The organism is Mitsuaria chitosanitabida ATCC BAA-476 = NBRC 102408 (assembly GCF_001598255.1).
Taxonomy (GTDB): domain Bacteria; phylum Pseudomonadota; class Gammaproteobacteria; order Burkholderiales; family Burkholderiaceae_C; genus Roseateles; species Roseateles chitosanitabidus.
Genome location: NZ_BCYP01000020.1, coordinates 80,227 through 103,384, shown reverse-complemented (window position 1 = coordinate 103,384; position 23,158 = coordinate 80,227). Strand labels below are relative to the sequence as shown.

Here is a 23,158-nt window from a genome sequence, read left to right as displayed (position 1 = left end):
GAATCGGTGGCGGGATCAGGGCATCACGCGCATCGCCAGCACATCGCCGGAGGCGTGCACCAGCAGCTCCGCATGCACGGGCTCGGCGGCGGTGGCCGGGTCGTAGGGCAGGCCGAGCAGCGCGAGCCGCTCGCGCGGGACCTCGGTCGGCACCAGCCAGGCGGTGCCCGCGCCGGCCTTCTCGTAGGCGGCCCAGCGGTCGGCGGACACGAGGACGATGAAGTCGCTGCCGCGCGAGAGCGTGGTCCCGTCACGGTCCGGCGGCGCGAGATTGACCAGCCAGACGCAGGCCACCAGCACCGAGGCGCACAGCCCCGGCCCGACCAGCGACCAGCGCAAGCGCATCCGGCGTTCCGTGGCCTGACGCTGCGCGAAGCGCGCCTGCATCGCGGCGATGGCGGCGTCGTCGCGCCCGGGCGGGGGCGACTGCCGGCGCAGGTCCTGTCCGGCGGCCCAGAGCCAGTCGGCCAGGCGCGCGGTGCGGGAGGAGGGCGTGTCGGTGGTCTTCATCATGCGGACTTCGATGAACGGACGGCGGCGGTCGTCGGGCACTCGTCCCGCAAGACCGACAGCAGTCGGGCGCGCCCGCGGTGCAGGCGGGTGCGCAGGGTGTTGAGCTCGACGCCGGCGATGCGCGCGGCCTCGACATAGGAGCGTTCCTGCAGGTCGACCAGCACCAGCGCCTCGCGGAACATCCACGGGAGCGACTGCACCGCCTCCCACAGGCGGGCCTGGTCCTGGGCGCGGACCAGTTGCTGCTCGGGGGCCTCGACGTGATCGTCGTCGTCCGACGCCGTCTCGTCGTGGGCGACGGGCTGATCCCGCCAGCGGGCCAGCAGGTGGTGACGCGCCATCCCGGCCAGGTAGGCGCCGAGGCTGCCCCGCCCGGCATCCCAGCCCTCGGGCCGGCCGGCGAACTGGACGAAGGCCTCCTGCATCGCGTCGGCCGCCAGGTCGGGCTGACCGCACAGGGCCAGCGCGTAACGGTAGACCCCCGGCGATTCGCCGCGGTAGATCGGCGCCAGCGCGCTCGCGTCACCCTGGCGCAGCCGGCGCACCAGCGCCTGTACGGCGGCGGGGTCGGGCGCGGCGGCCTGCGACGGCGCGTCGTCCGGGTCGGGGTGGTGGCGGGCGCGGCCGGCCAGTCGGGTCCAGAAGCTCATCGGCGTGGGTCGGTGTGCGTGGGCGTCACAGGGCTTGTCGGATCCGGAAGCCGCGCTTCCGAGGATGAACGTATTGCGCCAGCGGCGCCGAAAGTTCCCGGGCGCCGACAGCAATGCGCGACGCCGTTGCGCGGGCCCCTCCATTTCAGGGGTGTGACACCGCCACGCGACACCGGGCGAACCCCGCCCAAGGGGCGAGAACAGTGCGGTGGGCGATCATCGCCATCCGCATGAGCATTGGCGATTTTTAGAAAGTGAGGGCCGGCTAACCGATCCAACTTGGTGCGCGCGCCGAGTGAAAACCCCAAGTGCGTGCATGGTGGGGCTGGTCCTAGGATCCACCCCACTCGACGCGACTGCCGTGCGAATGGTGGTTGCCTACGGGGGCTGAGGAGACAAACAGATCAAACGAATACCAACGAGATACGGTGACACTGTCACAATTCGCGGGCGCCTGAACAGGCGCCCGTTTTGTTTTTGTGGCCCGGCTCTCGGTGGTTTGCGGCCCGCTTCCGCGGCACGCGCCGCCCTTGCGAGTCGAGTTCCATGATCGAGTTGTTGACCGCCGCCGCCGCGTCGCTGGCGGCGGGATTTGTCGATGCCGTGGTGGGCGGTGGTGGGCTGATCCTGGTGCCCGCGCTGTTCAGCGTCTATCCCAACGCCGCACCGGCCACCCTCTTCGGCACCAACAAGGGCGCCGCCATCTGGGGGACCGCCTGGGCCACCCATCAATACGCCAAACGCGTCTCGCTGCCCTGGCGCTCGCTGATGCCGGCGGCGGTGGCCGCGCTGGTCGGCAGCTTCTGCGGCGCCTGGGCCGTCACGCAGGTGGACCCGAGCGGCCTGCGCAAGGCGCTCCCGCTGATCCTGCTGGGCGTGCTGCTGTACACGCTGGCCAAGAAGGACCTCGGCCGCCACCACGCCCCGCGCCACGAGGCCGCGATGCAGACCCTGATCGCCAGCGCGATCGGCCTGGTCATCGGCTTCTACGACGGCTTCTTCGGTCCGGGCACCGGCAGCTTCTTCGTCTTCCTGTTCGTGCGGCTGCTCGGCTTCGACTTCCTGCACGCCTCCGCCACCGCCAAGCTGCTCAACACCGCGACCAACTTCGCGGCGCTGGTGCTCTTCGTCAGCAAGGGCCACATCTGGTGGCACGTGGCGGCCGTGATGGCCGTGGCCAACGTGGTGGGCAGCCTGGTCGGCACCCGCATGGCGCTGGCCAAGGGCGCGGGCTTCGTGCGCGGCATGTTCGTCGTGGTCGTCTCGCTGCTCATCCTCAAGACCGGCTGGGACGCCTTCGTCCGCTGAACGCCCTCGGAACAACTCGTCACGCGCTGTCCGCCAAAGGCGGGATGCGTGCCTGCACGGGCAGGGGATACCATTGAACAAACAACCGACGACCACCATGCCTGTCGATCCTCAACTGCGTGCGCTCGACATCGAGATCCCCACCCAGCCCGAAGTCCTGGTCAAGCTCTCGCTGCTGATGGCGGACGAGGACATCGACCTGCAGGCCGTGTCCTCGCTGGTCGAGACCGACATGGCGTTGGCCGCGGCCGTGCTGAAGGCGGTGAACTCGTCCCTGTACGGCCTGCGAGGCCGGGTGCAGACGGTGCATCAGGCGCTGACGTATCTGGGCATGCGCGAGGTCGCGGCCATCACCTTCGAGATGGGCCTGCGCGCCGCCTTCCCGCCCGCCGCCGAGCTGGAGCCCGTCTGGGCTCGCGCCGCCAAGCGCGGCCTGCTGATGGGCCGCATGGGGCAGATGCTGGGCGTGGACCCGTGGGCCGCGCACTCGGCCGGGCTGTTCGAGGAATGCGGCAAGGCGGTGCTCTACCGCCACGCCCCCGGTCACTACCCGGCGATGCTGCGCGCCGCCAGCAGCGATCGGGAACTGGTCCAGCTGGAACACACCGCCTTCGGCGTCAGCCATGACGCGCTGGGCGCGGCGTTGTGCGAGAGCTGGGGCCTGGCGCCCGCCGCCGTCGCCAGCGTGCGCTATCACGTGCAGGTCGAGCAGGAACTGCGCATGCCCGAGGCGATGCAGCGCCGCGGCGTGGGGGCGATCTCGCTGATCGCCTGGACGCTGATGAACCAGCCCGAGGCGCTGGACGAGACCGTCATGACCATCGCCCCGCAGGCGCAGCTGGACGAGACCCTGATGCTGCGCGCCGCGCGCCGCGTCGAGGAACAGCTGCAGCAGGCCGAGGAACGCGGCCGCTGATCGACAGCCCGCGTGGCACACGGGGCCCTGAGGGGCCCCGCGTCGTTTCCGGGCCGGGTCAGGACGCCAGGCAGAGCCGGTCCCGGCCCATGTGCTTGGCCAGGTAGAGCGCCTCGTCCGCGGCCTGCATCAGGGCCTGCGGGCTCAGGTAGGGATGGCCCGGCTGATAAGCCGCGAGGCCGGCGCTGATCGTCACGATGTCATCGGTCAGCGCCTCGTCCGGCAGCGCGCCGTGCGGCAGGCCCAGCGCGCGCCAGGTGTCGCGCAGCACTTCCAGCAGCCCTTGCGCCGATTCGGCGTCGAAGCCCGGCAGCAACACCGCGAACTCCTCGCCGCCCAGGCGCGCCACCACGTCGGTGTCGCGCTGGAAGTGCTCGGCCAGCAGCCGGGCCAGTCGGCGCAGCACCTCGTCGCCGGCGGCGCGGCCGTGCTGCTCGTTGAAGGGCTTCAGATGATCGACGTCGATGATCGCCAGCGCCAGGCGTCCCTGATCCCGTTGCGCGCGCTTGAACTCGCGACGCAGGGCCTGGTCGAACTCGCGCCGGTTGGCGATGCCGGTCAGCGCGTCGTTGCGCTCCATCGACGCCAGTTCGCGCCGCTTGGCCTCGAGCGAGCGCTCCGCCTGCTGCAGCGCGCGGTGCTGGCGCGCGATCTCCTCGCGCAGCTCGCGGCCGCGCGACTGCTCGCGATGCAGTTCGTCGCCCAGCGAGGTCCGCACATGGTCGATGGCCTGCTCCAGCTGCAGTACCTCGCGCGGACGCGGCTCGCCGGCATCGACCCAGCTCAGCGATTGCGGCGGCAACGTCGGATCGAAGCGGCGCGCCTGCTCCGACAGGCGCTGCAGGTGCCGCAGCAGCAGACGGTCGATCAGCAGCGCCGCGCCCAGTCCCAGGATGGTGGCCGCCAGCAGGTGGATCAGCGTCGTGCGCAGCAGCGGGTCGCGCCGCAGCGTGTCGGCCATGGTGGCCGCGACGGCCTGCAGCCGCAGCTCGCCGCTGCCGGCGAGCGAGAAGCGCGCGCTCTGGCCCGGTTCGGCGTCGTCGTCGGACAGCGCGCGGAACTGCTCGCCGGCGCCGGTCTGCAGCTCGACGCTGCGCAGGTGGTGGCGGGTCAGGATGTGATGCAGCAGGCCGCTGACGGCCTCGGGGCGCTGCTGGAGCCGCTCTTGCTGCAGGCTGTAGGCCAGCGGGCCGGCGTAGAGCAGCGGGATGGTGTTGAGATCGGCCTCGACCTGCGCGGCGCGCCGGTGGGTGTCCTCGCGCAGCTGCCAGGCGCTGGACAGCGCCACGAGCAGCAGACCGAACGCGAAGAGCGCCAGCATGGAGCGCGCTCCGACCGAGATGCTGATGGCCTTGTGGGTCATGAGGGGGTGTCTGGCTGGCGACGAGCTGCGAATCACCTTCGATTCATTGTGCCGAGCAAAGCGCGCTGGTTTCCCCGGGGAAACTCCAAGCGGGGACGGGCACGACAATCGCCCCCCATGCCTCAGGGGGTGCGATGACCAGATGCCGGCTGATCGTGGGATTGCTGCTGGGGATCGGCGCGGGCGCGGCCGACGCCGACCCCGGCTACTACCTCGTGCGTCCGTACAGCGAGGCCGGCCACACCACGCTGGACCTGCGTTACTGGAGTGTCGATCCCCCCGACGGCGGTGCGACCCTGTGGCCCGAGGTCGGCCTGCGCCGCGGCGTGACCTCGCGCTGGAGCACCGAGCTGCTGCTGAGCTGGATCGGCGCCGACTTGCGCCATCAGTCGCTGAGCTCGATCAACTGGGTGAACCAGTTCCTGCTCACGCAGGGCGACACGCCCTATGACCTGGCCCTGCACCTGCAGGTGATCCGCAACCGCGGGCAGGGCAACGCGATCGAGATGGGTCCGGTGTTCCAGACCGAATGGGGATGGACGCAGCTCAACCTCAACCTTTTCTGGGCCCACGACGCGGCCGCGCGCCGGCAGAACCAGGCCAAGCTGCAATGGCAGGCGCTGTACCGCTGGCAGCCCGGCTGGCGCGCCGGCGTGCAGGGATTCGCCGAGCCCAGGTCCTGGCGCGCCGGCCCGGTCTTCAAGGCCGCGCTGGGCGGCGGCGTCGACCTCACCGCCGCTTATCTCTGGGGAAATGTCTACCGCAGCCGGGCCGACATGTTCAGCGCCCAGCTGCAGTGGGGCTTCTGACGAAGGCGACAGCGCCGCCCGGACGCGCCCCCTAGAATCCGCCCGCCCCGTTGCCTTCCTTGGGAGGACGCGGGGCAGCGTTCTCAGGGCGGGGCGAAATTCCCCACCGGCGGTATCCAGGACTCGGTCGCCCGATCGATGCGCCTGGGAGCCCGCGAGCGCCCGTCACCGCCCTTGCGGCGACGGGGTCAGCAGACCTGGTGAGAGGCCAGGGCCGACGGTCACAGTCCGGATGAAAGAGATCGCGTTCATCGTCGGCCCAGCGCCGGCGCGTGCCTGCGCACGCGTCGACGGCGAGCCGCGCTGTGCGTGCGCGCCCTGATTCATCGTCCACCTGTCAAAGGGTCCTCATGAATCAGACCATTCCCAACGTCTCCACTCCCTCCTCCGCCACGTCTGCGTCGGCGCGGGGCGATCGCGCGCCGCGCGTCGCCATCGTGTCCGCGAGCTGGCATGCCGACCTGGTCGGCCGCTGTCGCGAGGCCGCGCAACGCGAGCTCGCCACGGCGGGGCCCGTCGACGTCGAGACCTTCGAGGTCCCCGGCGCCTTCGAGATCCCCTTGCATGCGATGAAGCTCGCGCGCAGCGGCCGCTACGACGCGGTGCTCGCCTGCGCGCTGGTCGTCGACGGCGGCATCTACCGCCACGACTTCGTCGCGCAGGCCGTCATCGACGGGCTGATGCGGGTGCAGCTGGACACCGGCGTGCCGGTGTTCTCGGCCGTGCTGACGCCGCTGGCCTTCCACGAGCACGCGGTGCATCACGCCTTCTTCCACGAGCACCTCGTGACCAAGGGCGTGGAGCTGGCGCATGCCTGCCGCGCGACGCTGGCCGCGCTGCGCCGGCTCGAGGTGCTGAGCGCGTGAGCGCGTCGGCGGTCGGACGTCCCCGATGTCCGATCGCCCGGCTCGAAGGCCTGAACGCCTGAGAGAGATGCCGGACCTCGTCGCGCGGTGGCCCCGATCGGGCGACGGCGAGGGGGCGAGGCGCGATCCGCCTCGACGAGCGCGCGCTACCCGCCCGCGCTCGTCCCGTCCAGCCGCAGCGAGGTCACGAACCTGCGCGGCTGGCCGCTGATCGGATCGACGAAGGCGATCTCGCGCGCGAGCAGCTGCAGCGGTCGGGTGAAGTCGACGACCTCCTCGACCGGCTGCAGCACCGGATAGATGCGGTCGCCCGCGATGGGCAGGCCCAGCGCGCAGAGTTGCGCCCGCAGCTGGTGCTTCACGCCGCTGTGCGGCCGCAGCTCGTAGCGGGCACGGTCGGCGCCGAGACGCTCGATCAGCGCGATGCGCGTGAGCGCATTCGGCTCCCCGTCCACGGTGCGCATCTGCATGAAGTCGACGGGGTGTTCCTCCAGCCGGCTCGCATAGGCGAGCGGCAAGCGCGCGCCGACTTCGTCGCGCCACGGCGCGATCGCCTCGTAGACCTTCTCGACCTCGCGATCACGGAACAGCCGCTGGTACGCGTCGCGGCTCGCGGCCTGCACCGAGAACAGCGTCAGCCCCGCCGTCTCCCGGTCCAGGCGGTGCACCGGGCTGAGGTCGGCGATGCCGGTCTCGCGCCGCAAGCGTGTCAGCAAGGTCTGCCGCACGTAGCGGCCCTTGGGCGTGACCGGCAGGAAGTGCGGCTTGTCGGCGACCAGCAGGTGCTCGTCCCGATGCAGGATGCGCGAGGCGAAGGGCACCTCGGGCTCGTCGGCCAGCCAGCGCCAGTAGTAGAGGCGGCGCTGCGCGCGATACGGCGCGCCGGGACTGAGCGCCGCGCCCGCGTCGTCGAGCACGTCGCCGCGCGCCATGCGCGTGGCCCAGTCCTCGCGCGTCACCAGCGGCAGCCGCTCCGCGAGGAAGTCCAGCACGAGCGGCCACGGTCCTGGCGGACAGGCGAGCGCGCTGGCGGCGACACCGTCGCGCAGCGGCAGTTCAAGCTTCGGAGGGCGGGCCATCCCGCGTCACTCGATCTGAGCCGGCCCGCGGGCGCGCTCGTCGAAATAGCGGTTGATCGCCTTGAGGTCCTCGGCCTCGATGCCGGCCGGGCCGCGCCAGGCCCTGATCAGCGCGTCGCGCTGGGGGAGCGGCTCGGCGGCGATCTGGCGCACGGCCTGGTCGATCGCCTCGATCGCGCGACGGCCCGTCGGGGTGCGGCTGCAGCTGCCAGTGGCGACCATGGTGCTGCGGCCCTCGGCCAGCGGCAGCCGCATCAGCTCGGGCGAGCCCGGATGCTGCTGGCTGTATTGCTCGACCGTGGCCGGATAGTCCAAGGTCCAGTCCATGCGGCGCGCCTTGAGCATGCCCAGCAGATTGGCGCTGCGGCCCGCGACGACGGAGCGCGGCGCCTGGTCCGGATCGGCGCTCAGCAGCTTGTCGATGCGCGGTCCGAAGCTGCGATCGCGCGGCACCAGGCCCACGAGGTCCTTGCGCCGCAGCAGGTCCGCGAGCTGCAGGGCCTGGCCGTTGGGCTCGAAGCGTGACAGGTCCTCGCGCCGCAGGATGACGTGCACCTGGCGCGTCAGCAGCGGCGGATGCAGCGGCGTGAAGTACAGCCATTGCAGGCGCTCGGGCGTGCGCACGTGCAGCAGCGAGCACAGCGTCTCGCCGGCACGCGCCTGCGCCTCGAAGCGCGGCAGGCTGAGCTCGACGAACTCGTGACGGTACTGCGGCAGCCGCTCGGTCAGCACGCGCAGGAAGCCGTCGACCTCGCCCTGGCCCAGGTCCTCGGGGCGTTGCGGCGGCTTGCCGTCGCGGTAGCTGAAGTGCGGCGGGATGTCCTGCACCAGCCAGCGCAGCACGGGTCGCGCGCCGGTGCCGCCGGCGGGGGCGCCCGTCGGCGCGGTCGGCGGCGTGCCGATCTGGGCGACGGACCAGGTGGTGGGCGCGGGGACGGCTCCTTCCGCCACCGGCTCGACCGATCCCGCCGATGGCGAAGCGGGCGCCGCCTGGGCGCCCGCGAGGGCCGTCGCGAGGCAGGACCCGATCGCGACGAGCGCGCGGGCCACGCCGGCGGGCGGGCTCAGTCGCCCTCGACCCATTCCACCTTGGCGCCGAGACGGGTGATGTTCTCGGCGAACTGCGGGTGGGCGCGGCGCACCGGCGTCGCGTTGCGGATCAGGGACTTGCCGGGGATGCTGGCCGCCACCATCAGCAGCGCGATCGCGACGCGGATGATGTACGGGCTCTCGACCTCGGCCGGGCTCAGCGTCTTGCCGCCGAAGGTGACCATGCGGTGCGGATCGGACAGGAAGGCGTGCGCGCCGAACTTGGACAGCTCGGTGGTCCAGCCCATCGCGCCGTCGTAGACCTTGTTCCAGAACATCACGCTGCCCTCGGCCTTCACGCCCAGGGCGACGAAGATGGGCAGCAGGTCCACGGGCAGATAGGGCCAGGGCGCCGCCTCGACCTTCTGCAGGATGTTGCGGGTGAAGGGCTCCTTGACCTTGAGCTTGCCGTCCACCACCGAGCGCGACCAGCCATCCTCGTGAATGATCTGGACGCCGAACTTGGCGAAGGTGCGGTCGATCAGCGGGAACTGCTCCGGGTGCGAATTCTTGACCCGCACGTCGCCGCCGGTGATCGCGCCCAGGGCCAGGAAGGTCACGATCTCGTGGAAGTCCTCGGCGAAGGTGAACTCGCCGCCGCCCAGCTGCTCGACGCCGTGGATGGTCAGGCGCGAGGTGCCCAGGCCCTCGAGCTTCGCGCCGAGCATGGCCATGAACTGGCAGAACTCCTGCACGTGCGGCTCGCTGGCCGCGTTCATCAGCGTGGAGGTGCCGTCGGCCAGCGCGGCGCACAGGACGAAGTTCTCGGTCGTGGTGACGGAGGCGTAATCGGTCCAGTGGTCGTTGTGGCGCAGCTTGCCCTGGACCTGCACCAGCAGGCCGTCGGCGGCGCGGTCGACCCGGGCGCCGAAGCGCTCGAAGACCTCGACGTGGGGATCGATCTCGCGGGCGCCCAGGGTGCACCCCTTGACGTCGTCCTCGATGCGGGCGGCGCCGAAGCGCGCCATCAGGCCCGGCACCAGCATGATCGAGGAGCGCATCTCCTCGGGCAGGTGGTCCTTGGCCGCGTCGAAGTGGGTGTCGCGGTGATGCAGGTCCAGCACGCCGGTCTTGAAGTCGACCGAGACCGCGCTGCCCAGGTTGCGGAAGACCTCCAGGATCTTCTTGACGTCGGTGATCTCGGGGACGCCGTTGAGCCGGACCGGCTCGCGGGTCAGCAGCGTCGCGCACAGGATGGGCAGGACGGCGTTCTTGTTCGCCGAGGGGACGATGCGGCCCTTGAGGGGCGAGCCGCCGTGGACGATGAGATTGGACATGGCGTGGCGCCGGGGGCGAACGGGTGGGAAGTCGAGGATAGCGGCCGGATTATCGGCCGAGGGCGCGAGGGCGGTGTTCGTGCGGGTCATGCGAGGCATCTTGCGACCGCGACGCGCGACGGACCAGCGAGAGTGTGCTCCGGCCGCGGAAGGAAAGCTCCGGCCCCGGGGTCACGCTAGGGAAGTCATGGGCGCATTTCGCCGTGGCCCTGGCCACAATGCGCCCCCATGACCGCTCCCGCCGATCCGTCGACGTCCCCGACCCCGCTGCCGGCCAGCCCCGGCGCCGACCCGATGAGCCCGTTGCCGGCCGCCGCCGCGCCCGCCGCGGGTTCCGCCATCGCCCCCGCGTCGGCGGCGACGACGGTCGCGAACGCCACCGCCGCGGCCGCGGCCGCCGGCACGCGGCTGATCGGCAAGCTGGGCCGCAAGCCGGCCGAGGGCGACCTGCACGGGGATCCGCGCGACTGGATCACGCCCGAGGACCTGAACGTCGCGCCCGGGCTGCTGGGGCTGCCGCTCGCCTCGCCGTTCCAGCGGGCCAAGGCCATGATGGTCGATCTGGTGCTGCTGCTGGCGCTCTCGCACTTCGGCAACACGGTGCTGCTGGGCGGCTGCTGGTGGGTGGCGTGGCGCTGGTACAAGCTGCAACGCGTCTCGCGCGGCGAGGTGGTGCACCTGGGCGGCGGTCGGCTGGGCTGGTTGCCGGCGCTGTGCCTGGTGGGCTTCGGCCTCTTCACCAGCGTCGGCGACCTGACCAAGGAAGCGAAGGACAAGCCCGGCCGCAAGGAGCGCGCCGCGGCCGAGACCGCCCTGGCGGTGGCCGGCGCGGCCAGCGGCGCCGACCCGACCACGGCCGCCGCCATCCAGGCGGCGCTGGAGCGGCACGCGGAAGAGGCCGACAAGGCGGGCAAGGACGACCTCGACGACGAGGAAGTCGCCGACATCGTCAAGCATGCGATCCGGACCGCGCGTGGCGAGATGGCGTCGGCCTCCGCGGCGGCGCTGGCCACGCCCGACGCCGCGGCCAGCGCCGCGATCACCGAGGCCCAGGCCCGCGCCGAGGACGCGGAGGGCCGGCTCAAGACCCAGAAGCTGCGCAACAAGCAGCTCGAGCGCCAGGTCCGAGACCTGCGCGAGGAGGCCCGCCGCACGCCGCTGGAGCGGATGAAGCACTGGTGGGAGCTGGTCGGCCTGAACCTGGCCTGGGCCTTCTCCTGGTTCGTGCTGTGGCCGCTGATCTGGCCCGGGCAGACGCCGGGCAAGAAGCTGATGGGCCTGAAGATCGTGGAGCTGACCGGCAAGCCGATGAAGCCGATGCGGTGCGTGCGCCGTTACGGCGGTTACGCGGCCGGCATGGCCACCGGCGGCATGGGCTTCCTGCAGATCCTGTGGGACGGCAATCGCCAGGGCCTGCACGACAAGGCCGCCCACACGGCGGTCATCGACCTGGGCAATCCGCGCCGCCTGAAGCTGCGCGAGGACCTCACCGGCTGAAGCCCCGCGCGTGCCCGGCATGCCGCGTGGCGATACGCGCGACGTGCCGGGTCCCGCCCGTTCAGCCTTTCGGATCGAGTCGTTTCGCGCGCGCCAGGCGCCAGGCCTCGGCGGGGTCGTCGCCATAGACCTGCTCGGCGGTGGTCGCGGTCTCGTGGCGATGCGTGTCGATCGCGATGCGCTTGTCGAAGACGAAGCACTCCCCGCGCCAATCCGCGTCGGCATCGGGCATCTGCTCGAAGTAGTTGAGGATGCCACCGTCGAGCTGCCGCACCCGCAGGCCGCGCTCGATCATCCAGCCCGACATCTTTTCGCAGCGGATGCCGCCGGTGCAGTACATCGCGACGGTCTTGCCCTCGCGCTGCCACTGCTCGGCGTGGGCCTCGATGTAGGCCGGGAAGTCGCGGAAGTGCCGCACCAGCGGATCGACCGCGCCCTCGAAGTGGCCCAGCTTGAACTCGAAGTGGTTGCGGTTGTCCACCACGACCACGTCCTCGCGCTTGATCAGCTCACGCCATTCCCGCGGAGAGACATGGGTGTCGCGCGTGTCCGCCAGCCCCGTCACGCCGGGCAGGCCGAAGGCCACGAGCTCCGGCTTCTCATGCACCTTGAGCAGCGTGAAGGGCCGCGTGTCGCAGAAGCTGCGCTTGAAACGCAGGTCCGAGAAGGGCGGCTCCGCGCGCAGCGCCGCCTCGAAGGCGCCCAGCGCCTCGACCGGGCCGCCGATCGCGCCGGTCACGCCCTCGGGCGCCAGCAGGATGTTGCCGCCGACCCGCCGTCCTTGTGCCTCGTACAGGTCGCGCAGCCGCTGCGCCAGCGCGGGCGTGTCCCGCAGCGCGACGAACTTGTAGAAGGAGCTGTGCTCATGCGCCGGCGCGCCGGCGGCGGGGTCGGCGCCGGCATCGGCGGGAGCGTGGGGTGTACGGCCAGGGAGCGTCATCGGCCGACATGGTATCGAGGCCGAAGCGCGTCGCTCGCCCCTCCCGGAGCAACCCGGGTGTGGGTATCGAACTTGCCCGCCTAGAATCCGCCACCCTGTCACGCCCCCGTCACTCTCCATCGTGTCTGATCGCCTCGCCGTCCTGCCCCAATACCTGATGCCCAAGCTGGCGATGACCCGCCTGGCCGGCCAGCTCGCGGGCGCGGAACTGGGCGGTTTCACCACCTGGACGATCAAGCGCTTCATCGACCGCTATGGCGTGAACATGGCCGAGGCCGTGGAGTCCGATCCCGCCGCCTACACCACCTTCAACGATTTCTTCACCCGCGCGCTCAGGCCGGAGGCGCGGCCGATCGCGGACGCCCCGCTGATCTGCCCGGTCGACGGCGCCATCAGCCAGTTCGGCCCCATCCGCGCGGATCAGATCTTCCAGGCCAAGGGCCACCAGTACTCGACCACCGCGCTGGTGGGCGGCGATCAGCAACTGGCCGCGCAGTTCCGCGACGGCCACTTCGCGACGCTGTATCTGAGCCCGCGCGACTACCACCGCATCCACATGCCCTGCGCCGGCAAGCTGGTGCGCATGATCCATGTGCCGGGCGACCTGTTCTCGGTCAATCCGACGACGGCCCGCGGCGTGCCGGGGCTGTTCGCCCGGAACGAACGCGTGGTCTGCGTCTTCGAGGGCGAGCACGGCCCCTGGATCCTGGTCCTGGTGGGGGCGACCATCGTCGGCTCGATGGCGACGGTGTGGCACGGCGTGGTGAATCCGCCGCGTCCGGGCCGCGTGCGCGCCTGGCACTACGAGAACGAGCACTTCAGCTACGAGCAGGGCGCCGAGATGGGCCGCTTCCTGCTGGGCTCGACCGTGGTGATGCTGTTCCCGCAGGGCCCGCTGAGCTTCAACCCGGGCTGGCAGCCCGGCGGCGCGATCCGCCTCGGCGAGGCGATGGCCACCCGCGGCTGACCGCCGCGGCCTCGGTGGCCCGCGCCGCCGTCCGTTCGTCGTCACGCGCCCTTCCCTCCGACGGGTTCCCGCCTTTGCGGGAGAATCGCCCCTTTGCGAAACGCTGACGAGCTCTCCCCATGACCCTGCGTGTCCTGACCGGCATCACCACCACCGGCACCCTGCACCTCGGCAACTATGTCGGCGCGGTGCGCCGCGCCATCGCGGCCAGCCGCGAGCCGGGCGCCGAGAGCTTCTTCTTCATGGCCGACTATCACGCGCTGATCAAGTGCGACGAGCCGGCCCGCATCGAGGCCTCGCGCCTTCAGATCGCCGCCACCTGGCTCGCCGCCGGCCTGGACACCCGTCGCGTCACGTTCTACCGCCAGAGCGACATCCCCGAGATCCCCGAGCTGACCTGGCTGCTGACCTGCGTCACCTCCAAGGGCCAGATGAACCGCGCGCATGCCTACAAGGCCTCGGTCGACGCCAACGTCGCGGCCGGCGAGGACCCGGACGCCGGCATCACCATGGGCCTGTACAGCTACCCCATCCTGATGGCGGCGGACATCCTGATGTTCAACGCGCACCGCGTGCCGGTCGGCAAGGACCAGGCGCAGCACATCGAGATGGCGCGGGACGTGGCCCAGCGCTTCAACCACACCTTCAAGGAAGAGCTCTTCGTGCTGCCCGAGGCCAGCATCGACGAGGAGATGGAGCTGTTGCCGGGCCTGGACGGTCGCAAGATGTCCAAGAGCTACGACAACGTGATCCCGCTCTTCGAGGGCGGCGCCAAGGCGCTGCGCGAGGCGATCTCCAAGATCGTCACCGACTCGCGCCTGCCCGGCGAGCCCAAGGAGACGGAGGGCTCGCACCTGGTCCAGATCTACGACGCGTTCGCGACGCCGGCCCAGCGCCAGGCCTTCCGCGAGGCGCTGCGCGGCGGCCTGTCCTGGGGCGAGGCCAAGGACCAGCTCTACGCGCTGATCGACGCGGAGATCGGCCCGATGCGCGCCAGGTACGACGCGCTGATGGCCAATCCCGAGAAGATCGAGGAGATCCTGATGGAGGGCGCGGCCAAGGCGCGCGCCATCGCCGGTCCGCTGCTGGCCCGCGCCCGCGAGGCCGTCGGCCTGCGCCGCTTCCAGCCGCTGGCCGCGCCCGTGGCGACCACGGCCAAGGTCAAGTCGACCGTGCCCGCGTTCAAGCAGTACCGCGAGTCCGATGGCCGCTTCTACTTCAAGCTGCTGGCCGCCGACGGCGCCCTGCTGCTGCAGAGCACGGGCCTGGAGCAGGGCAAGGAAGCGGGCCACTGGGTCGCGCGCCTGAAGCGCGAGGGCGCGGCCGCGCTGGCCGAGGCCCCGGTCACCCGCGAGGTCGCCGACGACGCGCTGCTGCCCGCGCTCGAGGCGCTGGTCGCCGCCGAGCGCGAGGCCGCCGCCCAGAAGGGCTGATCCCGCGTCCGCCGCGGCCTCCGTCACCGGCGGAGCGGCGGCGGAGCCGCCCGCGCGAGGCGCGCATGGGCGTGCGTCGTGGGGCGCCCGGGTGTTGGTATCGATCGGCAACCCCCTCGCGGCTTGCCAAGTCGATCACGGTCATCGAAGAAACCCGCTCGTCCCCGTGGGCGACCGGGCGTAGTCTCCAGGGCTTCCTTCGCTCCCGCGCGCGTGCCGCCGGAGCGTCGCCCGCTTCACCAAGAACAAGGAGACCTCGATGTCCAGTCCCCGCCTGTCGGCCGATTCCCTGGCGCTGCAGCGCCTGTACCGATGGGAGGAGGACACGCCCAGGCGCGTGACGCTGCGCCAGCCGATGGGCGACGGCGAGGTCCGCGACTTCACCTGGGCCGAGGTCGCCGAGCAGGCGCGCCGCATGGCCGCGCACCTGAAGACGGTCGGACTGGAGCAGGGCTGGGAGCCCGGTGCCCGCGTCGCGATCCTGTCCAAGAACTGCGCCTGGTGGCTGTTCAGCGACCTGGCCATCTGGATGGCCGGCTACGTCAGCGTGCCGCTGTATCCGACGCTCGCGCCGGACACCATCCACCAGATCCTCACCCACAGCGAGGCGCGGCTGCTCTTCGTCGGCAAGCTCGACGGCTGGGAAGGCATGAAGCCGGGCGTGCCCGAGGGCCTGCCCTGCATCTCCTACCCGGTCTCGCCGGAGGACGCGCAGGACCAGTACGACCACTGGGACGCCGTCTGCGCCGAGACCAAGCCGCTGGCCGGCCGCCCGGTGCGCGGCGCCGACGAGCTCGCGACCATCATCTACACCTCCGGCACCACCGGCGCGCCCAAGGGCGTGATGCACAGCTTCGGCAGCTTCGCGTGGGCCATCACCTCGGGCCTGAACCGCATCCCGCTGACCGAGGACGACCGCATGCTGTCCTACCTGCCGCTGGCCCACGTGGTCGAGCGGGCGCTGGTCGAGCACGGCTGGCTGCGCACCGGCATGCAGGTCTACTTCGCCGAGAGCATCGACACCTTCGCCGCCGACCTGCAGCGCGCGCGGCCGACGGTGTTCTTTTCGGTCCCGCGCCTGTGGACCAAGTTCCAGCAGGGCGTGCAGGCCAAGCTGCCGCAGCGCAAGCTGGACTTCCTGCTGGGCCTGCCGATCATCGGCGGCCTGGTCCGCCGCAAGATCCTCAAGGCGCTGGGCCTGGACCAGTGCCACTTCGCCGCCGGGGGCGCCGCGCCGATGCCGGTCGCGCTGCTGAGGTGGTTCCGCACGCTGGGCCTGCCGATCAACGAGGGCTACGGCATGACCGAGAACCTCGCGCTGTCCCACATCACCGTGCCGGGCAAGGACCAGACGGGCAGCGTCGGCCCCGCCTACGACGGCGTGCAGGTGCGCCTGGACCCGATCACCGGCGAGCTGCAGATGAAGAGCCCGGCGCTGATGCTGGGCTACTACAAGCAGCCCGAGCTGACCGCCGAGACCCTGACCGCCGACGGCTGGCTGCACACCGGCGACAAGGCCGAGATCGCCGACAAGGGCGCCCTCGCCGGCTGCGCGCGCATCACCGGCCGGGTGAAGGATCTGTTCAAGACCAGCAAGGGCAAGTACGTCGCGCCGGCGCCGATCGAGGACCGCCTGTCGATGAACCCCGCGATCGAGGCCTGCGTGGTCACCGGCGCCAACCTGGCGCAGCCGGTGGGCATCGCGATGCTCTCGCCCGAGGCCGCCGCGCGCGACCACGCCACGCTGGAAAAGGAGCTGGCCGCCCACCTGGAGGCGGTCAACGCCAAGCTCGACCCGCACGAGCGGCTGGACTGCCTGGTGCTGACGGCGACGCCCTGGACCGTGGACAACGGCCTGATCACGCCGACCTTCAAGGTGCGCCGCAACCGCGTCGACGAGGTCTACGGGCCGCGTCTGGAAAACTGGGTCGCCCAGCGCCGGAAAATCATCTGGGCCGACTGAGGCCCGTCATCGGCGCGGGCGCATGATGCGCGGATGAAACGCGGATCCCGAGGCTCCCTCAAGCGCTGGGCCGCCCTGCTCAAGGGCGAGCTGCTCACGGTGTACTACGCGGCGCGCGACCCCGAGGCGCCCTGGCTGGCGCGCTTCGTCGCGATCGCGGTCGCGGCCTACGCGCTCAGCCCCATCGACCTGATCCCGGACTTCATCCCGGTGCTGGGCCTGCTCGACGACATCATCCTGGTGCCGCTGGGCTTCTGGCTGGTGCTCAAGCTGATGCCGCCGCCGGTGCTCGCCCGGGCCCGGCTGCGCGCCGCCGAGCAGCGCGGCCGCTTGCCGCGCAACCTCAAGGTCGGCGCCTTCATCGTCGTGCTGTGGGTGCTGCTGCTGGTGCTGCTCATCGTCTGGCTGATGCGGCGCTGAGGCGCCCCTGATCGCGCGCCTTCACCCGGCTCGCCTCACCGGGCGCGTTTCACCGGGCGCCTCGATGTCAGCCGTCGTCGGCCCGAGGGGGCCGCCCGCATCGTGGTCGCGTCAGGTGGGTCCCAGCCCCTTCTTCGCCAGCGTCTCGACGATCCAGTCGATGAAGACGCGCATCCGGGCCGAGACATAGCGGTTGGGGGAATAGACCAGGTAGACCGGCACGGCGTTGTGGTGCCAGTCGGGGAACAGCGGCACCAGCTCGCCCCGCTCCACCTGCTCCCGCACGGCGTACTGCGCCAGCTGCACGACGCCCAGTCCCGCGAGCCCCGCCGCGACGTAGGCGTTGCTGTCGTTGACGTCCAGGCGCCGGCGGCCCTGGATCTCGACGCGCTCGTCGCCGCGATGGAAGACGAAGGGGAAGACCCGCCCCGTGCGCGACGAGAAGTAGCCCACCGCGTGATGCGGCGCGCGATCGAGGTCCGCGGGATCCTGTGGCGTGCCATGCGCCGCGAGGTAGGCCGGGGATGCGCAGGTCACGAAGCGGATCTGCCCGACCTTGCGCGCCACCAGTCCCGCGTCCTGCACCGGCCCGACGCGCAGCACGAAGTCCACGTTGTCCACCAGCAGATCGATGGAGCGGTCGCTCACGCCCAGCGCGATCTCCACGTCCGGGTAACGCTCGTGGAAATCGGCCATCGCCGGGATCAGCACCCGGGAGCCGGTCAGCGTGGTGACGTCCACGCGAAGCCGGCCGCGCGGCTTGCTGTTGTCGTGGAGCATGCCCTGATCGATGGCCTCGAGCTCGTTGAGCAGCGCCATCGTGCGCTCGTAGTAGACGGCGCCGTCCTGCGTCACGGTCACCTTGCGGGTGGTGCGCGTCAGCAGCTGCACCCGCAGCCGCGCTTCCAGGGCCTGGACCAGCCGCGTCAGGCTGGCCTTGGGCAGGTCCATCGAATCGGCCGCCTTCGTGAAGCTGCCTGTTTCCACCACCCGGGCGAACGCCCGCATTTGCACGATCCGGTCCATCCGATGCCCTCGGTCGAGACGCGCGGCCTCGGGGGGAGGAACTGCTGGGGCGGGCCGCGCGGGGCGATTCTCGGAGATTCCCGGTTCACCCGGGCGCTGCGCGGCGATCCGCACCGCCGCGGGGCGATTCCGGGCGAATGCCGGCGAATATCTTCACGGCGCGCGTGAATATCTCGTGATCTGGAGATATCCGTTCATCCCCGCTACCGTGAGGGTTTTGTGCGAATCCCGTGACGATTCACGGACGGTTTTCCGATCCGTGCGGCGAGTATCTGCGCGCGCAAAGAAAAACCCCTCGGCGAGGGGGATTCGTCCGAGAGGTGGAGAGGCGGTCGGCGGCAGCCAGGAGGAGGAGTGCGGAGTGCCGCCGCCGACCAGGGCCGAAGCCCTTGACCTTCAAATCGTCGTCTGTTGTTCGAGTTCTTCAGCAGTCTTCAGGAGGAGAGATCAGCAGGAGAGGGAGATCGAAGCGGTTCGGCGCTCAGCGGCCGGCGACGGCCGTGGCCGGCGTGTTGTCCTGGTACTGCTTGACCAGGGTCGCGTAGTACGGGGAGTTGCGCAGCTGGGCGTACTTGGCCTTGGCGGCGTCGCGACGGGCGTTGTCGTAGCCGTAGGTTTCCGACAGCTCGACAGCGGCCAGGCCGGATTCGCGGTAGATCTGCAGGTCGGCCAGCACTTCGGCGCGGCTGACTTGGCTGGGCGACACCACCGGCTGTTCATGCGGGTTGTCGTTGGCCATCGCGACATTGCCGGCCAGCAGGGCGGCGGAAGCGAACAGGGCGGAAGCGATGATGTTGCGGGTCATGATGATTCCTTTCAGGTTCGGCCTCAGGGCTTTCGGCGATGGGCGCGGGGTGGATTCGGCGCGTCGGATCGCTGGGTTTCGTCGCGGGCCCGTCCGGGTTATCGGTCGGGTTTGCCTGGCGAGGCCGGTAGCGGATTCGGTGTGTCGATGGGATGAACGATAAGGGATAAGGGTTCACCCTTAAACCCATCTGGATGCAACGGACCGTTGAAAAGATCGGAACAATCGCCGCGCGGGCCGGAAATCCGGGCGCTCGGGAGCCCGGGTGGGCGCGTGGCGGCCGCGATGTCCCATCGCGGTGCGGCATGATGGCGGCCTTTCGGGGGACCCTCGCATGCTCGGCACACACGACCTCGGCCTGTTCATCGCATCCGGACTGCTGCTCAACATGACGCCGGGGCCGGATTCGCTCCTGATCATGGCGCGCAGCGCCACGCAGGGTTTCCGCGCGGGATCGGCCGCGGCGCTGGGCATCGGCGCGGGGACCTGCGTGCATGTGATGGCGGCGGCGCTGGGGCTGTCGGCGCTGCTGGCGGCCTCCGCGGCGGCCTTCACCGTGGTGAAGCTGCTGGGCGCGGCCTACCTGGTCTATCTGGGCGTCGGGCTGCTGTTCAAGCGCAGCCGGCCCGAGCCCTCGGACGGTGCCGACACCGCCCCGCCCGCGCCCCCGGCCCAGCCGCTGCGGCGCATCTTCGCGCAGGGCTTCCTGACCAATGTGCTGAACCCCAAGGTCGGGCTGTTCTTCCTGGCCTTCGTGCCGCAGTTCATCGCGGCGGGCGCGCCCAGCAAGGCGCTGGCCTTCGTCTTCCTGGGCGCCGTGTTCAACGTGAACGGCATGCTGTGGTGCCATCTGCTGGCCTGGTCCAGCGCCGCGGCCGGCGCGCGGGTGCGCGGCCGCGCGGGCATGCGCACCCTGGGCCGCTGGCTCAACCGGGGCATCGGCGCCCTGTTCCTGGCCTTCGGCGTGCGATTGGCGATGGCCGAGATGGCATAGCCCCTCGTCCGGTGCGCGTGTCGCTCGGTTTGTCCGAACGGCGCCTGCGGCTTTTACGAGGCAGGAGTAGGCTGGCGGCCATGAACGCCAAGACCTCCTCCCTGGCGGCCGGAACTCCTTCGGGAACGCCCGGCCATTACAGCGCGCATGAAAAGCGCGATCGCATCTTCGCCATCGTCGGTGCCTCCTCCGGCAACCTGGTCGAGTGGTTCGACTTCTACGTCTACGCCTTCACCGCGATCTACTTCGCGCACGCCTTCTTCCCCAAGGGCGATCCGACGGTGCAGCTGATCAACACCGCCGGTGTCTTCGCCGCGGGCTTCCTGATGCGCCCCATCGGCGGCTGGCTGTTCGGCCGCATCGCCGACAAGCAGGGCCGCAAGACCGCGATGATGATCTCGGTGCTCATGATGTGCGGCGGCTCGCTGGCCATCGCCTGCATGCCGACCTACGAGTCCATCGGCGTGATGGCCCCGACCCTGCTGCTGCTGGCGCGCCTGTTCCAGGGCCTGTCGGTCGGTGGCGAGTACGGCACCAGCGCCACCTACATGAGCGAGGTCGCGCTGCGCGGCCAGCGCGGCTTCTACGCATCCTTCCAGTACGTGACGCTGATCGGCGGCCAGCTGCTGGCGGTGCTGGTGGTGGCCATCCTGGAGCAGACGCTGAGCGACCAGCAGATGCACGACTGGGGCTGGCGCATTCCGTTCGTGGCCGGTGCGGCGACGGCGGTGATCGCCTTCTACCTGCGCCGCTCGCTGGCCGAGACCGCCAAGGCCGAGCAGCTGGAGCGCAAGGAATCGGGCTCCATGCGCGAGCTCTTCTCCAAGCACTCGCGTGCCTTCCTGATCGTGCTGGGCTTCACGGCGGGCGGGTCGCTGGCCTTCTACACCTACACGACCTACATGCAGAAGTATCTGGTGCTGAGCGTGGGCATGGACAAGAAGGTCGCGAGCACGGTGATGACGGCGGCGCTGTTCGTCTACATGTGCATGCAGCCGCTGTTCGGCGCCTTGTCGGATCGGATCGGACGCAAGACCTCGATGCTGTGGTTCGGCGTGCTGGGCGCGCTGTGCACCTGGCCCATCCTGTCGGCGCTCAAGCAGACGCACAGCCCGTATGCGGCCTTCGGCCTGATCATCCTGGCGATGGCGATCGTGTCGCTGTACACGTCCATCGGCGGGCTGATCAAGGCCGAGATGTTCCCGCCCGAGATCCGCGCGCTGGGCGTGGGGCTGTCCTATGCGATCGGCAACGCGATCTTCGGCGGCTCGGCGGAGTTCGTCGCGCTCAGTCTCAAGGGCGCGGGCATCGAGAGCGTGTTCTACGTCTACGTCTCGGTGATGTGCTTCTTCGCGTTCCTGGTCTGCTTCCTGATCCCGGATCTGCGCAAGCACGGGCATCTGAACGACGTGCATTGAACGCCGGGGAGCGGGCCTTCGGGCGCTGGCGTACTGCAACGCTCCCACCCTCACCCCCGCCCTCTCCCGCCCCGCGGGCGAGGGAGTAATACAGCGCCGAGATGACTCCCTCGCCCGCTTGCGGGAGAGGGCGGGGGTGAGGGTCTTCAGCCCTCCTCCCGCATCCCGATGTGATGCGACAGGAACACCCGCCCGCGGAACCACTCTTCCCAGCCGCCGGCCTTGAGCCGGTCCAGCACCGGCCCCTTGACCTCGCTCAGGTCCAGTCGCCGCCCCTGTCGCTCCAGCGTCTCATGCAGCTCCTTGAGCGCGCTCAACCCGCTGAAGTCGATGCTGTTGACCGGCGACATCTGCAGCAGCACGCGTCGCGTCGACGGGTGCGTGTCCAGATGCGCCTGCACCACGTCCGCCAGGCTGCGGCCGTTCAGGAACAGCAGGCTCTCGTCGATGCGCAGACCCAGCACCTGCGGGTCCAGCTCCACCTGGTGGCGTTCGACGTTCCGGTAATGCTCGGTCCCCGGGATGCGCCCGATCAGCGCCACATGCGGTCGCGCGCTGCGCTGCAGCAGCAGCGCGATCGCGCCCGCCACGCCCAGCCCCAGCGCCGAGGTGATGCTGACGAAGATCACCAGCAGCGTCACCGTCACCATCAGCAGCGCCTCGGCGCGGTCGTAGCGCCAGGACTCGCGGTAGGGCTCGAACTTCAGCCCCGACAGCACCGCCACCATGATGCTGGCCGCCAGCACCGGCTTCGGGCACCAGGCCAGCACGGACGGCAGCGTCAGCAGCGCCAGGCCCATCAGGCCGGCGACGAACACCCCGGTCATGCGCGTGCGGCTGCCGGCGTCGCTCATCAGCACGCTGCGCGAGAAGCTCGCCGCCGCGGGCATGCCGCCCGACAGGGCCGCGGCGATGTTGGCGCCAGCCAGGCCCATCAGCTCGCGCCGCGCGTCCACGCGCTGGCCCACGCGCCGCGCCAGCGATTCCGCCACCGCGAGGCTGGAGACATAGCCCAGCAGCGCGATCAGCGCCGCGCCGGGCAGCATCGCCATCCACAGCTCGGCGTCCAGGCGCGGCAGGGTGAAGGCGAGCGCCAGCGGCGGCAACTCGCCCACGCGGGGCAGGCCTTGCGGATCCCAGCTCCAGGCCACCGCGATGGCGGCCAGCAGCACGCCCAGCGGCGCCATGCGTGACCACAGGCTTTTGGGCAGGCGCCGCACCGCGATGAGCGCCAGCAGCGACGCTACGCCGAAGAGCGCGCCCACGCCGCGCCAGTCGAAGTGATGCGCCGCCATCGAGCGCCACAGCTCGGGCAGCGTCGCGCCACCGGCGGCGGAGCCGATCAGCACGGGGAACTGGGAGGCCGCGATGGCGATGGTCGCGCCCGACTCGAAGCCGTGCAGCACGGGGACCGACAGGAGCGCCGCCAGCGCATGCAGGCGCAGCAGCGCCGCGGCGCCGAGCAGCACGCCCACCTCGGCGGCCAGCACCAGCGAGGCCTCGCTCGGGCTGACGCCGGCGGGCGCCAGCTGCAGCGTCTCCAGGATCATCAGCGCCAGCACGGCGACCGGGCCGATGTTCAGGAAGGGGCTGGAGCCCAGCGCCGCGTACAGCAGCGGCGGCAACAGGCTGGCATAGAGCCCGGTCTGCGGCGGCAGGCCGGCGAGCATCGCGTAGGCCAGGCTCTGCGGGATCAGCAGCACGCTGACCACCACGGCGGCGAGCAGGTCGTCGCGCAACGTGTCGCGCAGATAGGGCCGGAGGGCGGCGGTGAAAGGCATCGGAGAGGTCGGGCCGCGTCAGGAGCGCGGCGCGCGGCAGTATA

General features: G+C 70.8%; 21 protein-coding genes and 1 riboswitch. Of the genes, 11 read left to right on the top strand and 10 right to left on the bottom strand.

From position 1 onward, the window contains the following. Nucleotides 1–15: 15 nt before the first annotated feature. Both MCHT01_RS13885 and MCHT01_RS13880 read right to left on the bottom strand, forming a co-directional pair. Nucleotides 16–513: a hypothetical protein gene (locus MCHT01_RS13885; RefSeq protein ID WP_169806133.1), complete on the bottom strand. Its 498-nt coding sequence runs from the start codon at nt 511–513 to the stop codon at nt 16–18. Next, nucleotides 510–1,163, bottom strand: a complete 654-nt coding sequence (locus MCHT01_RS13880; RefSeq protein ID WP_067065940.1) for an RNA polymerase sigma factor — start codon at nt 1,161–1,163, stop codon at nt 510–512. Before MCHT01_RS13880 ends, MCHT01_RS13885 begins: the two co-directional genes overlap by 4 nt. 546 nt (nt 1,164–1,709) lie before the next feature. On the opposite strand from MCHT01_RS13880, the gene MCHT01_RS13875 reads away from it, so the two are divergent. Together MCHT01_RS13875 and MCHT01_RS13870 are read left to right on the top strand one after the other, a co-directional pair. Next, nucleotides 1,710–2,471 (top strand): sulfite exporter TauE/SafE family protein, encoded by a 762-nt coding sequence (locus tag MCHT01_RS13875; RefSeq protein WP_439956169.1) that lies wholly within the window; start codon nt 1,710–1,712, stop codon nt 2,469–2,471. Nucleotides 2,472–2,568: 97 nt separating this feature from the next. Next, nucleotides 2,569–3,387 (top strand): HDOD domain-containing protein, encoded by an 819-nt coding sequence (locus MCHT01_RS13870; protein ID WP_067065939.1) that lies wholly within the window; start codon nt 2,569–2,571, stop codon nt 3,385–3,387. A gap of 58 nt (nt 3,388–3,445) precedes the next feature. Here MCHT01_RS13870 and MCHT01_RS13865 read toward each other — a convergent pair whose 3' ends face one another. Beyond that, complete coding sequence (locus MCHT01_RS13865; protein WP_067065938.1) at nt 3,446–4,750, bottom strand: GGDEF domain-containing protein; 1,305 nt, start codon at nt 4,748–4,750, stop codon at nt 3,446–3,448. Between the two features lie 134 nt (nt 4,751–4,884). Between MCHT01_RS13865 and MCHT01_RS13860 the strand changes: the two genes are divergently transcribed. Both MCHT01_RS13860 and MCHT01_RS13855 read left to right on the top strand, forming a co-directional pair. Beyond that, entirely contained in the window at nt 4,885–5,559 is a 675-nt protein-coding gene (locus MCHT01_RS13860; RefSeq protein WP_067065937.1) for a hypothetical protein, read from the top strand. Nucleotides 5,560–5,634: 75 nt separating this feature from the next. Further along, a riboswitch (FMN riboswitch) is annotated at nt 5,635–5,807 on the top strand. Between the two features lie 102 nt (nt 5,808–5,909). Next, on the top strand, nt 5,910–6,425 hold the full coding sequence (locus MCHT01_RS13855; protein WP_067065936.1) for a 6,7-dimethyl-8-ribityllumazine synthase: 516 nt from the start codon (nt 5,910–5,912) through the stop codon (nt 6,423–6,425). A 146-nt stretch (nt 6,426–6,571) separates the two neighbouring features. On the opposite strand, the gene MCHT01_RS13850 is transcribed toward MCHT01_RS13855, so the two are convergent. From MCHT01_RS13850 to MCHT01_RS13840, 3 genes are read right to left on the bottom strand one after another with little or no spacing between them, the layout of a single operon-like run. Further along, a complete protein-coding gene (locus MCHT01_RS13850) occupies nt 6,572–7,504 on the bottom strand; it encodes a pseudouridine synthase (RefSeq protein WP_067065935.1) in 933 nt (310 codons plus the stop codon). A gap of 6 nt (nt 7,505–7,510) precedes the next feature. After that, on the bottom strand, nt 7,511–8,554 hold the full coding sequence (locus MCHT01_RS13845) for a TIGR02285 family protein (RefSeq protein ID WP_067065934.1): 1,044 nt from the start codon (nt 8,552–8,554) through the stop codon (nt 7,511–7,513). Between the two features lie 14 nt (nt 8,555–8,568). Then, nucleotides 8,569–9,870: a UDP-N-acetylglucosamine 1-carboxyvinyltransferase gene (locus tag MCHT01_RS13840; protein WP_067065933.1), complete on the bottom strand. Its 1,302-nt coding sequence runs from the start codon at nt 9,868–9,870 to the stop codon at nt 8,569–8,571. Between the two features lie 228 nt (nt 9,871–10,098). On the opposite strand from MCHT01_RS13840, the gene MCHT01_RS13835 reads away from it, so the two are divergent. Beyond that, the gene (locus MCHT01_RS13835; RefSeq protein ID WP_067065932.1) at nt 10,099–11,367 is read left to right on the top strand and encodes an RDD family protein; all 1,269 of its coding nucleotides are present in this window, start codon (nt 10,099–10,101) and stop codon (nt 11,365–11,367) included. Between the two features lie 61 nt (nt 11,368–11,428). On the opposite strand, the gene trhO is transcribed toward MCHT01_RS13835, so the two are convergent. Further along, entirely contained in the window at nt 11,429–12,307 is an 879-nt protein-coding gene (gene trhO / locus MCHT01_RS13830) for an oxygen-dependent tRNA uridine(34) hydroxylase TrhO (protein WP_084452614.1), read from the bottom strand. Nucleotides 12,308–12,428: 121 nt separating this feature from the next. Here trhO and asd point away from each other — a divergent pair, with 121 nt between their 5' ends. The 4 genes from asd (at nt 12,429) to MCHT01_RS13810 (ending at nt 17,090) form a co-directional block, all read left to right on the top strand. Then, the gene (gene asd / locus MCHT01_RS13825; RefSeq protein WP_067065931.1) at nt 12,429–13,274 is read left to right on the top strand and encodes an archaetidylserine decarboxylase; all 846 of its coding nucleotides are present in this window, start codon (nt 12,429–12,431) and stop codon (nt 13,272–13,274) included. Nucleotides 13,275–13,393: 119 nt separating this feature from the next. Further along, on the top strand, nt 13,394–14,707 hold the full coding sequence (locus tag MCHT01_RS13820) for a tryptophan--tRNA ligase (protein WP_067065930.1): 1,314 nt from the start codon (nt 13,394–13,396) through the stop codon (nt 14,705–14,707). Between the two features lie 259 nt (nt 14,708–14,966). Next, entirely contained in the window at nt 14,967–16,670 is a 1,704-nt protein-coding gene (locus tag MCHT01_RS13815) for an AMP-binding protein (protein ID WP_067065929.1), read from the top strand. Between the two features lie 33 nt (nt 16,671–16,703). Continuing rightward, entirely contained in the window at nt 16,704–17,090 is a 387-nt protein-coding gene (locus tag MCHT01_RS13810; protein ID WP_067065928.1) for a YkvA family protein, read from the top strand. 111 nt (nt 17,091–17,201) lie between these two features. Here MCHT01_RS13810 and MCHT01_RS13805 read toward each other — a convergent pair whose 3' ends face one another. Further along, nucleotides 17,202–18,098, bottom strand: coding sequence for a LysR family transcriptional regulator (locus tag MCHT01_RS13805; protein WP_337958211.1), 897 nt, complete (start codon nt 18,096–18,098; stop codon nt 17,202–17,204). Nucleotides 18,099–18,597: 499 nt separating this feature from the next. Then, entirely contained in the window at nt 18,598–18,921 is a 324-nt protein-coding gene (locus tag MCHT01_RS13800) for a DUF4148 domain-containing protein (RefSeq protein ID WP_067065926.1), read from the bottom strand. A gap of 334 nt (nt 18,922–19,255) precedes the next feature. Here MCHT01_RS13800 and MCHT01_RS13795 point away from each other — a divergent pair, with 334 nt between their 5' ends. Further along, nucleotides 19,256–19,915 carry a LysE family translocator gene (locus MCHT01_RS13795; RefSeq protein ID WP_067065925.1) on the top strand — a complete coding sequence of 220 codons (660 nt, stop codon included), beginning with the start codon at nt 19,256–19,258 and terminating at the stop codon, nt 19,913–19,915. 80 nt (nt 19,916–19,995) lie between these two features. Further along, nucleotides 19,996–21,333 (top strand): MFS family transporter, encoded by a 1,338-nt coding sequence (locus MCHT01_RS13790; RefSeq protein ID WP_067065924.1) that lies wholly within the window; start codon nt 19,996–19,998, stop codon nt 21,331–21,333. 146 nt (nt 21,334–21,479) lie between these two features. Here MCHT01_RS13790 and MCHT01_RS13785 read toward each other — a convergent pair whose 3' ends face one another. Further along, entirely contained in the window at nt 21,480–23,114 is a 1,635-nt protein-coding gene (locus MCHT01_RS13785) for a SulP family inorganic anion transporter (RefSeq protein ID WP_067065923.1), read from the bottom strand. Nucleotides 23,115–23,158: the final 44 nt, after the last annotated feature.

Bases quoted from the DNA above. Each gene is read 5' to 3' on its own strand.
- MCHT01_RS13885 (WP_169806133.1), bottom strand. From the start codon at position 513: ATGATGAAGACCACCGACACGCCCTCCTCCCGCACCGCGCGCCTGGCC.
- MCHT01_RS13880 (WP_067065940.1), bottom strand. From the start codon at position 1,163: ATGAGCTTCTGGACCCGACTGGCCGGCCGCGCCCGCCACCACCCCGAC.
- MCHT01_RS13875 (WP_439956169.1), top strand. From the start codon at position 1,710: ATGATCGAGTTGTTGACCGCCGCCGCCGCGTCGCTGGCGGCGGGATTT.
- MCHT01_RS13870 (WP_067065939.1), top strand. From the start codon at position 2,569: ATGCCTGTCGATCCTCAACTGCGTGCGCTCGACATCGAGATCCCCACC.
- MCHT01_RS13865 (WP_067065938.1), bottom strand. From the start codon at position 4,750: ATGACCCACAAGGCCATCAGCATCTCGGTCGGAGCGCGCTCCATGCTG.
- MCHT01_RS13860 (WP_067065937.1), top strand. From the start codon at position 4,885: ATGACCAGATGCCGGCTGATCGTGGGATTGCTGCTGGGGATCGGCGCG.
- MCHT01_RS13855 (WP_067065936.1), top strand. From the start codon at position 5,910: ATGAATCAGACCATTCCCAACGTCTCCACTCCCTCCTCCGCCACGTCT.
- MCHT01_RS13850 (WP_067065935.1), bottom strand. From the start codon at position 7,504: ATGGCCCGCCCTCCGAAGCTTGAACTGCCGCTGCGCGACGGTGTCGCC.
- MCHT01_RS13840 (WP_067065933.1), bottom strand. From the start codon at position 9,870: ATGTCCAATCTCATCGTCCACGGCGGCTCGCCCCTCAAGGGCCGCATC.
- MCHT01_RS13835 (WP_067065932.1), top strand. From the start codon at position 10,099: ATGACCGCTCCCGCCGATCCGTCGACGTCCCCGACCCCGCTGCCGGCC.
- trhO (WP_084452614.1), bottom strand. From the start codon at position 12,307: ATGACGCTCCCTGGCCGTACACCCCACGCTCCCGCCGATGCCGGCGCC.
- MCHT01_RS13820 (WP_067065930.1), top strand. From the start codon at position 13,394: ATGACCCTGCGTGTCCTGACCGGCATCACCACCACCGGCACCCTGCAC.
- MCHT01_RS13815 (WP_067065929.1), top strand. From the start codon at position 14,967: ATGTCCAGTCCCCGCCTGTCGGCCGATTCCCTGGCGCTGCAGCGCCTG.
- MCHT01_RS13810 (WP_067065928.1), top strand. From the start codon at position 16,704: ATGAAACGCGGATCCCGAGGCTCCCTCAAGCGCTGGGCCGCCCTGCTC.
- MCHT01_RS13805 (WP_337958211.1), bottom strand. From the start codon at position 18,098: ATGCGGGCGTTCGCCCGGGTGGTGGAAACAGGCAGCTTCACGAAGGCG.
- MCHT01_RS13800 (WP_067065926.1), bottom strand. From the start codon at position 18,921: ATGACCCGCAACATCATCGCTTCCGCCCTGTTCGCTTCCGCCGCCCTG.
- MCHT01_RS13795 (WP_067065925.1), top strand. From the start codon at position 19,256: ATGCTCGGCACACACGACCTCGGCCTGTTCATCGCATCCGGACTGCTG.
- MCHT01_RS13790 (WP_067065924.1), top strand. From the start codon at position 19,996: ATGAACGCCAAGACCTCCTCCCTGGCGGCCGGAACTCCTTCGGGAACG.
- MCHT01_RS13785 (WP_067065923.1), bottom strand. From the start codon at position 23,114: ATGCCTTTCACCGCCGCCCTCCGGCCCTATCTGCGCGACACGTTGCGC.